Annotated in this window: 11 protein-coding genes; 6 read left to right on the top strand and 5 right to left on the bottom strand. The window is 58.8% G+C overall.

Annotated elements, in window-relative coordinates; all coding sequences use genetic code 11:
* From HUJ17_RS06355 to HUJ17_RS06335, 5 genes are all read left to right on the top strand, one after another.
* A partial coding sequence (locus HUJ17_RS06355) for a TonB-dependent receptor (protein WP_366471173.1) occupies window positions 1-441 on the top strand: 441 nt, incomplete at its 5' end.
* A gap of 182 nt (window positions 442-623) precedes the next feature.
* Window positions 624-1,196, top strand: coding sequence for a cob(I)yrinic acid a,c-diamide adenosyltransferase (locus tag HUJ17_RS06350; protein WP_290509896.1), 573 nt, complete (start codon window positions 624-626; stop codon window positions 1,194-1,196).
* A 293-nt stretch (window positions 1,197-1,489) separates the two neighbouring features.
* Window positions 1,490-2,842, top strand: a complete 1,353-nt coding sequence (locus tag HUJ17_RS06345) for an ATP-binding protein (protein WP_290509895.1) — start codon at window positions 1,490-1,492, stop codon at window positions 2,840-2,842.
* Window positions 2,839-3,510 (top strand): response regulator, encoded by a 672-nt coding sequence (locus HUJ17_RS06340; protein ID WP_290509894.1) that lies wholly within the window; start codon window positions 2,839-2,841, stop codon window positions 3,508-3,510. The genes HUJ17_RS06345 and HUJ17_RS06340 overlap by 4 nt, the downstream gene beginning before the upstream one ends.
* Window positions 3,511-3,784: 274 nt before the next feature.
* On the top strand, window positions 3,785-4,111 hold the full coding sequence (locus HUJ17_RS06335) for a hypothetical protein (protein ID WP_290509893.1): 327 nt from the start codon (window positions 3,785-3,787) through the stop codon (window positions 4,109-4,111).
* 85 nt (window positions 4,112-4,196) lie between these two features.
* Here HUJ17_RS06335 and aceF read toward each other — a convergent pair whose 3' ends face one another.
* The 5 genes from aceF to HUJ17_RS06310 all read right to left on the bottom strand — a co-directional run bounded on the left by aceF (window position 4,197) and on the right by HUJ17_RS06310 (window position 12,729).
* Window positions 4,197-5,861, bottom strand: coding sequence for a dihydrolipoyllysine-residue acetyltransferase (aceF, locus tag HUJ17_RS06330; protein WP_290509892.1), 1,665 nt, complete (start codon window positions 5,859-5,861; stop codon window positions 4,197-4,199).
* Between the two features lie 36 nt (window positions 5,862-5,897).
* A complete protein-coding gene (gene aceE / locus HUJ17_RS06325; protein WP_290509891.1) occupies window positions 5,898-8,567 on the bottom strand; it encodes a pyruvate dehydrogenase (acetyl-transferring), homodimeric type in 2,670 nt (889 codons plus the stop codon).
* Between the two features lie 489 nt (window positions 8,568-9,056).
* Window positions 9,057-9,893 (bottom strand): hypothetical protein, encoded by an 837-nt coding sequence (locus HUJ17_RS06320; RefSeq protein WP_290509890.1) that lies wholly within the window; start codon window positions 9,891-9,893, stop codon window positions 9,057-9,059.
* Window positions 9,890-10,456 (bottom strand): 1,6-anhydro-N-acetylmuramyl-L-alanine amidase AmpD, encoded by a 567-nt coding sequence (gene ampD, locus HUJ17_RS06315; RefSeq protein ID WP_290509889.1) that lies wholly within the window; start codon window positions 10,454-10,456, stop codon window positions 9,890-9,892. Before ampD ends, HUJ17_RS06320 begins: the two co-directional genes overlap by 4 nt.
* Window positions 10,457-10,497: 41 nt before the next feature.
* Window positions 10,498-12,729: a DUF1631 domain-containing protein gene (locus HUJ17_RS06310; RefSeq protein WP_290509888.1), complete on the bottom strand. Its 2,232-nt coding sequence runs from the start codon at window positions 12,727-12,729 to the stop codon at window positions 10,498-10,500.
* 208 nt (window positions 12,730-12,937) lie between these two features.
* Here HUJ17_RS06310 and HUJ17_RS06305 point away from each other — a divergent pair.
* Window positions 12,938-13,884: amino acid carrier protein (locus HUJ17_RS06305; protein ID WP_290509887.1), on the top strand; the 947-nt coding region annotated here is incomplete at its 3' end.

Raw genomic sequence — 13,884 nt, 5'->3', positions numbered from 1 at the left:
CACAAGGGCGTCAGCATCAATTCCCGCTGGCGGCTGGACAAGAACCTGATGCTGACCATCAACGCCAGCGCCCAGCAAGCCCGTTTCGACGGCGGCCCCTTCGACCGCAACGACGTACCGCTGGTGCCTGAACACACCCTGCAGCTGATCGCCGACTGGCAGGCCCTGTCCTGGCTGTCTACCCAGATCAGTCACCGTTATGTGGGGGATCGCCGCTTTGACGGTGACCTGGACAACCGCTTCCGAAAACTGGACCACTACCGCACCACGGATCTGCAACTGACTGCCCGCTACCGGGCGTTCTATCTCAAGGCAGGCGTCTACAACCTGGAAGATCATCAGGTAGTGGACTACGGTAACTTCAGCAACACCACAAGCACAGCAACACTGTATCCATTACCGGAACGCCACTACCGCGCCGCGTTTGGCGTGGAGTTCTAGGAATCTGTGTAGGGTGCACTGAGCCTAGGGCGAACTGCACCGACCGAACACGTTTTGATGGTGCAGTTCGCTTAGGCTCAGTGCACCCTACGACAGACCCGGACGCCACGGGGAGCAGCAACTCGTTTTTCTCAGTGAACTCTGTGCCCTCTGTGGTTACCCCCCCTGCACTAGGAGCCACCATGAGCGACAAGGACAAGACCCGCATCAACCGGGTGATCACCCGCACCGGCGACCGTGGCGACACCGGGCTGGCCGATGGTAGCCGGGTCAGCAAGTGGCACCCGCGCATTCAGGTACTGGGTGAACTGGATGAACTGAACAGCAGCCTGGGGGTGTTGCGCGCCCGATCCCTGGATGCGGATCTGGATACCGCGCTTGGCCTGACCCAGCAATTGCTGTTCGATATTGGCGGCGAGCTGGCGATCCCCGGGCATCGCGTGATTGACGATCATGATCTGGTGGAGCTGGAATCCCGGGCGGACACCTTCAATGCGGAGCTGCCGCCTTTAAAAGAATTCGTGCTCCCCGGCGGCCATCCGGACGCTGCCTGGTGCCACCACTGCCGCACGGTGGCCCGACGCACCGAGCGCCACTTCGTGGCTCTGCAAGAAGCCAACGAAGACGCCGTCAACCCGGTGAGCCTGGCCTTGGTCAACCGGCTTTCCGATTTGTTGTTCGTGATGGCCCGGGTGATCAACCTGCGCCAGAAGTCCCCGGAAGTACTCTGGGAGCCGAAGACACAGAGGGGCTGACCCCGCTTACCGCAGAGGGAATCGTGCCACCGAACAGCCTGTGGTAATCGAAGCAGGAAGCAAGCTGCAAGCCTCAAGCTACAACGCGAAAAAGGATTGTCAGGCACTCAAATGGTCTTCCCGCGAATCAGCGTTAATCGCGGGCAGAGCATTTCACTCAAACTCCTAACCTCATCCGTGTTGTAACTTGCTGCTTGAAGCTTGCCGCTCCTCATTGTGAAAACATTGTGCAACCCTGCCGCAGGGGCGCTGGCTCGGGCTACACTGGAGACCCGGACCGACGACGTTTCGCCATGGGCATCCGCAACAAACTCTTTGTCATTTTCCTGTCTACCTTCCTGGTGCTCACCCTGGCGGCCAGCGGTTTCTATTACCTGTCGTTTCTGGGTAGCCTGGAAACCTACCTGGATGAACGCCAGCAGGCCCAGGTAGAAAGGCTCGCAGATCATCTGGGCCTGCTCTACCAGCAGCGCGGCGGCTGGCAGTTCCTGATGGACGATCCCCGTCTTCTCAAACGGCTGTACCGGCTGGCCGGAGATCGGGAAGACGACCGGGACAGCCGCAGCGACCACCGCCATCTGCAGCTGCTGGATGCCCACAAACAACGGTTACTGGGCCCACCAGCGCCCCCGAAATTCCGTTCGGAAATTCCTGTTCAGGTCGGTCGCGGTATCGTCGGCTACCTGACCTACCCGGACCAGGAAGCCATCCGCGACAAACTGGACCAGCGCTTTATGGGCCGCCAATTGCGCTTCATCGGCTGGATGCTGTTTGTCGGTGTCTTGCTGTCACTGCTGGTCTCTTGGCTGCTGGCTCGCCACCTGGTAGCGCCGATTCTGGCCCTGTCCAAGCACACCCGCGATCTCCAGGAAGGCCATTACAGCGCCCGTCTGGAAAGCCGGCGCCGGGACGAACTGGGTACGCTCACCGAACAGGTGAATCAGTTGGCAGAACGACTGGATCAGGGGCAACAAGCCCGTCAACGCTGGTTCTCGGACATTGCCCACGAGCTGCGCACCCCGGTGGCAATCCTGCAGGGCGAACTGGAAGCCATCAGCGATGGTATTCGCCCTCTAAGCCCGGCGTTCATCAAGTCCCTGGAAGGAGAAGTGGCCCAGCTCACCCACCTGATCAACGACCTGCACGATCTGGCGCTGGCCGACGGTGGCAATCTGCGTTACCAGTTCCATCGAGACGATCTGGCGGACCTGCTTGGCGAGGTGGCCGACAGTTATCGCAACAGCTTTAGCCAGCAGAGCATCAGCCTGGAAACCCATCTTCCCGACCGAGCCGTTATCGATATGGACCCGGTGCGTATTCGCCAGTTGCTGGACAACCTGATGCAGAATTCGCTCAAGTACACGGCCAGCGGCGGGACCTTGAGCCTGTCCCTGACACAGCAGTCAGGCCAATGGGAACTCCTTGTCGACGACAGCGCCCCCGGCGTGCCCGACCATGCCCTGCCCCGCCTGTTCGATCATCTCTACCGGGTGGAAAGCTCTCGCAACCGCCGCACGGGGGGGGCCGGCCTGGGGCTGGCTATCTGCCAGCGGATTGTTGAAGCCCATGGCGGCACTATTGCGGCAGCACACAGTCCTCGGGGCGGCGTTCGCATCCGCATTACCCTGCCGGGAGGCGCCCCATGAATCGCATCCTGATCGTGGAAGACGAGCCCCGCCTGTCACAACTGATGGCGGACTATCTCCAGCACGCGCACTTTCACACCGAGCAGACCGACAGCGCAAGGCAAGCCATGGCGTTGGCAAAAAAGGAACACTTTCAGGCCATTCTGCTGGATCTGATGCTACCGGATGGTGATGGCATGGAAGTGTGCAAAGCCATTCGCCAACACAGCCAGGTGCCGATCCTGATGGTCACCGCCCGGGTGGATGAAGTGGATCGTCTGCTGGGCCTGGAGCTGGGCGCCGATGATTATATCTGCAAGCCCTTCAGCCCCCGGGAAGTGGTGGCCAGGGTCAAGGCGGTATTGCGCCGGGCCAATCCGCAACAGGACAGTTCCGCCCCCACCCTGACTCTGGACGAGGAGCGTTATGAGGCAGTCATGGGGTCACAGCGGGTCGCTCTCACCGCCATTGAGTTTGCCCTGCTTGCCACCCTGGCCCGCCACCCCGGCCGTATCTGGTCCCGGGACCAGTTGATGGATGAAATCTACCAGGATCACCGGGTAGTGTCCGACCGCACCATCGACAGCCACATCCGCAAACTGCGCCGCAAACTCAGCGACGGCGACGACCAGTCCCATGACTGGATTGGTAGTGTTTATGGGGTGGGGTATCGGTTAGAGCAGCCCTGAGTTGCAAGTTGAAAGTGACAAGTTTCAACGCGAAGCACTGCCGCGCCTGGAATAAACGCTGACGCCGCGCCGCAAACTTTTCTGCTAACTGCCCCCAACACAGAACCGCGCATATCAGCGCAAGTTGGTTAGCAACGCACCCTTACCGCGTTGAGACTTGCAACTTGTCACTTGCTACTGCTTCTTCCTTTTTTCCTGCATATTCCTTGCACTCTTCCCTTACATACTGATCCCACACATTCACAGGGACTCACTGAGTCACAAGGAGAGCACCATGAAAAAACTGGCTATTGTTGCCCTGGCTATCTTTACCACCTCCGCTTTTGCCTATGGCCCCGGTCATAAAGGCGGGGAGAACATGGTGGAGCGTCTGGAAAAGAAACTGGAACTGAGTGAGGCGCAAAGCACTCAGCTCAAAGCGATCTTTCAGGAGCAAGGCGAGAAGATGAAAGCCTTGCACGAAGAAACCCAGGACAAGATGAACAAGGTACTGACCCCCGAGCAGCAGGAAAAACTGGCCGAGATGAAAGAAAAGCGCATGGAGCGCCGGGAAGAACGCAAGGAAAAGTGGAAGGAGAATAAAGGCAAACGCGAAGAGTAACCCAGGCGCAATCTTTATCTTGCGACACTAAAAAGCCGGCATATATGCCGGCTTTTTAGTGTCGCAAACACCGACTGACAGGGGCTTACAGCAACGCCCGCCGCATATCCGTCAGCAACTGGCTCAGGTAGGTAATGAAGCGAGCCGCATCGGCGCCATCAATCACACGGTGGTCATAGGACAGGCTCAACGGCAGCATAAGCCGGGGCTGAAACTGCTCACCGTCCCAGACCGGCTGCATGTCGGATCGGCTTACCCCAAGGATGGCCACTTCCGGCCAGTTCACGATGGGCGTAAAGGCGGTGCCTCCGATCCCCCCCAGCGAGGAAATGCTGAAAGTACCGCCTTTCATATCCGCTGGTGTCAGTTTGCGGTTGCGGGCCTTTTCAGCCAGCTCACCCATTTCCTGGGCAATGGCTTTCAGGCCTTTCTTGTCCGCATCCTTGATCACCGGCACCACCAGCCCATTGGGGGTGTCCACGGCAATGCCGATGTTGATGTAGTGCTTCTGAATCAGGGCCTCACCGCTGTTTTCCAGGGAGCTGTTGAAACGCGGGAACTCCTGCAGCGCTCTGGCACAGGCGCTGACCAGAAACGCCAGCATGGTCAGCTTGACGCCTTCTTTCTCCAGCACCTTGTTCTGCCGTTTGCGGAAGGCTTCCAGGCCGGTGATATCTGCCATCTCGTGTTGGGTGACATGGGGAATGGTCAACCAGGAGCGAGTCAGGTTCTGGGCGGACACCTTGCGTAGCTTGTTGAGTTCCAGCCGCTCTATCTCGCCAAACTGGCTGAAATCGATCTCCGGCAATTCCACCGCCAGACCACCGCCGGATGCCGCTGGCGTGCCTTCAAGGCGTTGCTTAACCCAGGCGTGCACATCTTCCTTGAGGATACGATCCTTGGGCCCGGTGCCGTTGACTTGGGCCAGATCCACGCCCATTTCCCGGGCCAGCTTGCGTACCGCCGGGCCGGCATGCACGGACTTGGAAGGAGCCCCGGAATCTGCCGCTGGCGACGATGAGGCCGCCGGCGCCGGTTTTTGCGTCTGCCCAGTTTGAGCTTGCTGTGAAGCCGGCGCTGTCGCGGGTTCCTCTGGCTTCTCGTCTGCCTCGCCTTGCTGGTCCGCTGCCGGCTGACCGCCGGACACCGCCATGGTCAGCAGCTCATCACCGGTTCCCACCTTGTCGCCCACCTTCACTGCCACCGACTCGACCTTGCCAGCGGAGGGGGCGGGAATTTCCAGGGACGCCTTGTCCGATTCCACCACCACGATGACCTGCTCCTGCTCGAGCTCATCACCCACGGCCACATTCACTTCGATGATTTCTGCAGAATCGATATCGCCAAGATCAGGGACTGAAACAGTTTCGCTGCCACCGATTGCCTTCGCTTGCGGTACTTCGGACTCATCCTCTTCTTGCGGCTTAGACTCTGTCTCCGGTTTTTCCTCTGCGGCTTGCGACGCTTCACTGGCAGCCTCGGATTCCTGGACGGCTTCGTCTTCCGACTCGCCGCCGGCCTCCACTTCCATCAGGTCATCGCCTTCCTTGACCCGGTCGCCCACCTTGACGCTGATGGCGGTAATTTTTCCCGCTTGCGGCGCCGGCACTTCCACCGTGGCCTTGTCAGATTCCAGGACGATAATGGTGTCTTCTTCGGCAATGGTGTCGCCGACTTTCACGCTGATCTCGATGACGTCAACAGGATCGCTGCTGCCCACATCGGGAACACGAATCATGGTCTTACTCACACCGGTCTCCTTTTGTGAGATCACGTTGGGGTGCGATCAATGCATCACCGGATAGGGTTTATCCGTATCGATGCCGTATTTTTCGATGGCCTTTTTCACAGTAGTCGCCTCTACCTTGCCGTCCTTACGCAGTGCACTGAGTGCCGCCAGCACCACAAAATAGCGGTCTACTTCAAAGAAGTGGCGCAGTTTCTGTCGGGAATCACTGCGGCCGAACCCGTCGGTGCCCAGCACCGTATAAGGAGCATGTACCCAGGGCCGGATCTGGTCGGCAAAGGCACGCATGTAGTCGGTGGACGCAATCACCGGGCCGTCGCGACCATCCAGGCATCTCTCTACCCAGGTACGCTCGCGCTCCTGATCCGGGTGGAGGATTTCATCCCGGTCCAGGCGCAGGCCTTCCCGGCGCAGTTCGTTGAAGCTGGTGACACTCCACACGTCTGCGGCCACACCAAAGTCATCCCGCAGCAGCTCGGCGGCTGCTTCCACTTCGCGAAGAATTGTGCCGCTACCCAGCAACTGCACGCGGGGGGATTTCTTGGTTTTTCCCTTGCCTTCACGCAACAGGTACATGCCACGGCGAATGCCTTCTTCCGCACCTTCCGGCATGGCGCCGTGCACGTAGTTTTCGTTCATCAGCGTCAGGTAGTAGAAGACTTTTTCGTTGTCTTCATACATGCGCTTGAGCCCGTCATGGAGAATCACCGCCAGCTCGTAGCTGTAGGTGGGGTCATAGCTGACACAGTTGGGCACGGTGCTGGCCAGCAGATGGCTGTGGCCGTCCTGATGCTGCAACCCTTCCCCATTGAGCGTGGTGCGTCCGGCGGTAGCGCCCAGCAGAAAACCGCGGGCCTGACTGTCGCCGGCGGCCCAGCACAGGTCGCCCACGCGCTGGAAACCGAACATGGAGTAATAAATGTAGAACGGGATCAGGGTGAAATCGTGCACGCTGTAGCTGGTGGCGGCAGCCAGCCAGCCGGACATGGCGCCCGCTTCGTTGATGCCCTCTTCCAGGATACGACCCTTCTTGTCTTCCCGGTAATACATGACCTGCCCGGCATCCTCGGGCTCGTATTTCTGGCCACCAGAAGAGTAGATGCCCAGCTGCCGAAACAGGCCTTCCATGCCAAAGGTACGCGCCTCATCCGGAACAATCGGCACCACCCTTTCGCCGATCTGCTTGTCCTTGATCAGCGCGCTCATCATGCGCACAAACGCCATGGTGGTGGAAATTTCCCGATCGCCACTGCCTTCCAGGAAGTTGGCAAAGATATCCAGCCCCGGCAGGGTCAGCGCCTGGCTGGCCTGTTGGCGACGCACCGGCATATAACCGCCCAGCTTATCGCGCTGCTCTTTCATGAAGCGCATTTCCGGGGAGTCACCCTCCGGCCGGTAGTAGGGCACATCCTTGAGTTGTTCATCGGTGAACGGCATGTCGAAGCGGTCACGGAATTCCTTCAGGCTTTCCAGGTCCAGCTTCTTCATCTGGTGGGTCTTGTTGACCGCTTCACCGGCGCCGGTGGCGTACCCTTTTACGGTCTTGGCCAGAATCACCGTGGGTCGACCGGTATGGTTAACCGCCGCATGATAGGCCGCATAGACCTTGAAGGGATCATGGCCACCGCGATTTAGGCGGTACACCTCATCGTCGGACATATGCTCCACCAGCTTCTTCAGCTCCGGGTACTCACCGAAGAAATGCTCACGGGTGTAGGCGCCTCCGTTTTTCTTGTAGGCCTGATATTCGCCGTCCACGCACTCTTCCATACGCCGGCGCAGCAGCCCCTGGCTGTCCCGTTCCAGCAGCGGATCCCAGAGACGGCCCCAGACCACCTTGATCACATTCCAGCCGGCGCCCCGGAACACACCTTCCAGCTCCTGGATGATCTTGCCGTTACCGCGCACCGGACCATCCAACCGCTGCAGGTTGCAGTTGACCACGAAGATCAGATTATCCAGTTTCTCGCGACCGGCCAGCGCCAGGGCACCCAGGGATTCGGGCTCGTCCATTTCGCCGTCACCCAGGAAGGCCCACACCTTGCGGTCATCCTTCTGGATCAGCTCGCGGTTTTGCAGGTACTTCATGACGTGGGCCTGGTAAATGGCCTGAATCGGCCCCAGCCCCATGGACACGGTGGGAAATTGCCAGAAATCCGGCATCAGCCAAGGATGCGGATAGGAAGACAGGCCCTTGCCATCCACCTCCCGACGAAAGTTGTCGAGCTGCTCTTCGCTGATGCGCCCTTCCAGGTAAGCGCGGGCATACACCCCCGGGGCGGAATGGCCCTGGAAGAACACCAGGTCCCCTTCGTTCTTGTCGCTGGGGGCCCGGAAGAAATGATTGAAACCCACATCGTAAAGCGTGGCGGATGACGCGAAGGAAGCAATATGGCCACCCAGCTCGTCGTCATTCATATTGGCCCGCATCACCGTAGCCAGCGCATTCCAGCGCACCAGGGAGCGCACCCGGCGTTCCATGAAGATATCGCTGGGGATCGGCACTTCGTCTTTGGCAGGAATGGTATTGAGGTAAGGGGTATTGAGGTCGGTACGGCGGATGCCCTGTTCCTGAGCCTCGTTGGTGATGGTGTCAAGCAACCAGGCAGCCCGCTCAGGGCCTTCGCGCTCGACGACGGATTCCAGGGCTTCTAGCCACTCCCGGGTTTCTGCCGGGTCCATATCATCAAAGAAACTTCTTTTGTGCATGGGCGTGCGTCCTTTTTCGCGTTGCCAGGCGGCCCTGCAGGATCACTGCAGCACCGCGGAAATAAGCGCCCGGGGGTGTTGGGCGAACTGATACAAGCTCTTTCCATACTAGCCGCAATGACCGGCCGGTCAAATGACGATAATCACCACAGGCGGGTTACAGGCGGATTTTTTGGTATGGCAAAGCCCTACCAGCATGAGGTCTGGCAGAGCAGGACGACATCAGACCTAAGTCTGATCAGGGGAAAAGCACCTCAACACTTCCCGAAGGGTGCATGAGCCTAAGCGAATTGCACCAGGCGAAAAGCAATTGATAATGGATAATTGAGAATTGAAAACACGCGGAGCACGCCCTTCTGTTGTCAAACAGAAAAGGCCGCGCCCAAGCTCTGGGCGCGGCCATTGAGTTTTGAGAACCGCTACGGCGTTGATCGCACCGTTATCAATTAGATGGCTCGCTCAGTGCACCCCACGCGCGACCCAGCGCCTTCAGATCACGATGATCCACAGCGCCGACAGGATCAGCCAGATGGCAACGCAACGCAGTAGCAACCCCTGAAGGGACTCCAGATGATCCAGGGCCGCGGACAGGGAACCTGACTCCCCTGATGGTGGCGCTTCCAGTGCCACATTGACCACCTGCTGCAAGGACTCACCACTGTGCTCTTGACGTAGCCAATGGCCTCGCATTTTCTCCATCACCGCGGTGAAATCCCCGGCCAGGGCCATACTCAATACCAGCAACCTGTTGGCCGGCCAGCTTAGCCAGCCATCCAGGCGCATCTGCCAGTTATTGGCCTGCTCGTCGCCAGCCCGGATTACCCAGGCTCGGTTGAGTACGACCAAAAACGCCGCTCCGAAACCCAGCACCACCAACCAGAAAATAGCGATAAATAGTTGCTGCTCCCGCGCCAGAATTTTTTCCGTCAGGGCACTCTGGTAAGTGGGATCCCCTGGCGTTCCGGTAACATCGAATTCATCCGTGGCCAGGGCCGCAAAGCCTTCCGGATCGTTCATTCGACCGCGCACCAATAATTCATCCACATGACGAAACTCGCTTTGCCCACCTACCAGCCACAGCATCAATACCATGCCCAGAAGCAACACCAACAGCTGCCCCCAGAAGCCTCCCAGCCAACACGTCAGGGCATAAATCAGAAGTGACGGCAACAACACCGCCAGCCACCAGACTCCTTGTCCCTGCCCCAGGCGATTGCTCCATTGCTGCAACCAGCTCTTATGACGCTGGGGGTTGGCAATCCAGAACGGCCAGCTGGTATCCAGCCGCCGCAGGCCGAGAACCAGTATCAGGACCAGAAATTTCATGCCATTTCCTCCTTGTAGCGGGCCAGGCGGGCCCGATAATCCGCCCAGTCGAAAGCGGGTCCCGGGTCGGTCTTGCGGCCAGGAGCAATATGTTCGTGGCCGGTAATGCGGGTATCGTCAATCGCCGGGTAATGGGACTGTAGTAGCGCAGTCAGCTCAGTCAACGTCGCGTACTGCGCATCTTCATAGGGCACAGTATCTGCGCCTTCCAGCTCAATGCCGATGGAAAAATCATTACAGTTTTCCCGCCCGGCAAAACGGGAGATCCCGGCATGCCAGGCACGCCGGTCGCAGGGGACAAACTGCAACAGGCTGCCGTCACGCCGGATGAGAAAATGCGACGATACGGTGAGCTGATGGATTTCGCGGAAATAGGGGTGGTCGTCCGGGTTCAGGCAGTTCTGGAACAGGGCCTGGATATGATCGCCGCCGAACTGCTCCGGCGGCAGGCTGATGTTATGAATTACCAGAAGGGAAATATCATCGGGATCAGGGCGGAGATTGAAATTGGGGGATGGGCACCACTGTGCCTGATCAACCCGGTGTTCGTTAAGGGTGAGCACCCGCGCAAGCTCCTTATTCCTGCGCGGCACCAACCAGCGACTTAATGCTGTGCGTTGGCCTGCATGCGGCGCAGGTCGCCAATGACCGCTTCCAGAGCCCGGTCGAACAGGGCTCCCTCTTCGATGAGTTTAACAGTCCCTTCATGCAGGGCAACGGCCAAGGTGTATGCGGAAAACTCTTCCACCTTGATACCGCGCCGGTTGGTAAACACCATCTTGACGCCGCTGCGGATATTGGCGGCCAGTTTGGCACGGCGAGGCTCATCGCCATCCACGATTTCAATCCACTGGCCGGGAGCAAGCTGGCCCGCCTTTTTCACCAGAAAATGATTTTCCGGCAAGGCCGCGTTCTCGGTAGCCTGAGCTTCCGTGGTCGGCATTTCCGGCTCCACCGCTACTCGCTCGGTTTCCAGCCCCTTGAGCAGCTGCTGGTGCACATCCCGGAACTTGATCAGCAATTGTTTGGCTTCCGCTTCGTCATAGCTGATTTGGCCAAGACCACTGTAAAGGGTTTTGAGGAGCTTGGGGCTTAGCGCCTTAAGCTTTTCCAGGGCCGTCTGGTCACGGTGCGGCAGTACACTCCAGACCACCCCGTCGACAACCTTGACCTGCTGCTGCCAGGTAGCGCTATCAGGCCCTTCTCGCAACCAGGTCAGATATAACACCTGTTGCCACCCCTGACGGAGCAGCCGCACCACCACATCAGGCAGCTGGCGGCCAGCCATGCGCTTGTCGAGCACTGCCACCACTTCCAGACGGGCCTGCTCGGCACGGGCCTTGCCTTCTTCCGCCTCACGGACCCGCTGCTCCACCCGTTCGGAGCGTGAGCTCTGGTTATCGAAAAAGCGCTGAAACTCGTCCAGAAGAGTGGCGAACAGGCTGGCATCCTCTTCAAAATCATCAATGATGCGATGTACCGCATGGTTGATACGCTGGTACAGATCGTCCTGAATACCCTGTTGTGGATCCCACTGGTTGCCGGCCCGGGCCAGCATGTTGAGCAGCAGCCGGGCTTCGTGGTTATCATTGCTGAAAAAGGTCTTGTCGGTGATCGCCACTTTCAGCAGGGGAATCTGCAGACGGCCGATCAACGCCTTGATCTCCGACGGCAGGCCTTCGTCATCAAGGATGAAATCAAACAGCAAAGACACAAGGTTGATCACATCGTCATCGGCCTGGTCCAGGGCATGAATAGCTTCGCCATGCTCACTGTCCAGTAGCTCGGACAGGTCTTCCTTGAGGTTAGCCCTCTCCCCGTCTTTTTCGCTGAGGCTACGCTCCACTCGCTGCAGGCGATTGAGCACACCCACCAGATCATCGGAACTGACCTGATGGACAGAAGCCGCATTAGATACCGGAGCGCCATTGAGGTAGGGCACGCCATTTTGCATTACCGCCATGGCTGCGCTCATGTCCGCACCGGGTGCAGCACCGCCCGCCGAGGCTCCACCGCCCTGGATACTGCGCATGGTAACCAGCAGCTCCTGCAGCAGGCTGAACATCTGGTCATTGCCGGCCGAGGAAGGGGCCGGTGATTGAGAGGAGGCACTCTGGGCCAATGAGCGGTTACCTGGCTTGCGCACCGGGGCTATCGGCGCGGATTTCATGTCCGGCAACACGCCGGCATCAATCAAAACCTTGTTGACCTCGGTCACCATGTAGCCGGTTTCTACCAACACCTCGCGCTCAAACAGCTTGAGAATGATCAGCCTTGCCTTGATATCAAGTGACAGCCGTTCGAGGCCTTGGCTGAAGGCATCCACCAGTTGGCGCGGCTCCAAGGGGTTATTTTTTTCACCGACTTCGACCTTGCTTTCGAACAGATATTCCAGGCGGTGACACAGGACCTTCAGTTGTTCATCACAACCATTGCGGGCACGACGGGCCATGTTATCCAGAGCTACCGTGGTCTCAAGATCGTCCTCATTGACCAGCGTCAGGGATTCCAGGTCGACCTTGGTGTTTTCCAGAGTCCCACCTTCTCGCAGCTGGGCAAGCTCGGCAAATTGATGCTGGAGTGACTGCTTCAGGCCTGCAACCAGACCGGACCGCTGGATGCGTACCTCCCGCATGGCATCGAAGAAACGCTCCCGTTCACCCTCCGCTTCTTTTTCAGCCAGGTCATAGAGGGTGTCATCAGCACCATCCAGCATGTCCTCAAGATAGGACGATGCCAGTGACACATAACGATCACGGACTTTTTCGATGGGCCTTGGCAGGCTGTTTACTCCGGCTTTGCCAGAAACCGGTTTGAGCTGGGTAACTTTGGCCATGGCTCCCCCCAAGGAGAGTAGAATCAAGCCCGAGCATAACGGGACGATAGTTTTAATACTTTACTACGCTAACACAGCATCAATATACGAATTTTGAACCAGTTCGCATGTGATGCTTTATATGTAAGCATCCACAAATACGTCGCCAGCTTTCCCTGCCCGCCAAATTCCCATAGCCTAAGGCCTTTTGGGGAAATGGACGAGAGCCATGGAGCAAGCGGTTACCATTCTTAAACAGATCAGCGGCTTCCTGTGGGGATGGCCGGCACTGATCCTGATTGCCGGCACCGGCATCTACCTGACCCTGATACTGCGGTTCCTTCCCATTCGGCAGCTGGGGTTCGGCTTCAAACAGATGTTCGGCCCCCAGACCGGGGTCGGCACCATTGGCGCTGGCGCCGCTCTGGCCACCTCCCTGTCTGCCACCATCGGCACGGGTAATATCGTCGGGGTGGCCACTGCTATCCACTCCGGTGGCCCCGGGGCGCTGGTGTGGATGTGGCTGATTGCGCTGGTAGGTATGGCCACCAAGTACGCGGAAGCCGTGCTGGCAGTGCAATACCGGGAAAAGGATGCCGCCGGCCAGTATGTGGGCGGCCCTATGTACTACATCCAGAACGGCCTGGGCCGTAACTGGCGTTGGATGGCCATCGCCTTTGCCATCTTCGGCATGCTGGCCGGGTTCGGCATTGGCAACAGTGTCCAGGCCAACTCCGTGGCCCATGGCCTGCAGGACAGCTTCGGGCTGCCTGCCTGGATCACCGGGGTGACACTGGCCGTACTGGTCGGCCTGGTTGTGCTCGGCGGCATGAAGCGAATCGCCACTGTGGCCACCTTCATTGTTCCGTTCATGGCACTGACCTACCTGCTGGCAGGCCTGGTGGTGTTAGTGGACCATGCCGAGGCCCTGCCCGCCGCTCTGGCCCTGTGCTTCGAAAGCGCCTTTACCGGCACCGCCGCCGCCGGCGGCTTTGCTGGCGCCCTGGTCAAGGAAGCCATCCGTTTCGGTATTGCCCGTGGCATCTTCTCCAACGAGGCAGGTCTGGGCAGCGCCCCCATTGCCCATGCCTCCGCCAATACCGATCATCCGGCCCGGCAAGGGTCCATTGCCATGCTGGGCACCTTTATCGACACCATCATCGTCTGCTCCATCAC

Origin of the sequence: Alcanivorax sp. (assembly GCF_014762765.1) — a bacterium.
GTDB lineage: Bacteria > Pseudomonadota > Gammaproteobacteria > Pseudomonadales > Alcanivoracaceae > Alcanivorax.
The sequence above is the reverse complement of the archived record's forward strand: the minus strand, read 5'-3'. Positions and strand labels throughout refer to the sequence as shown.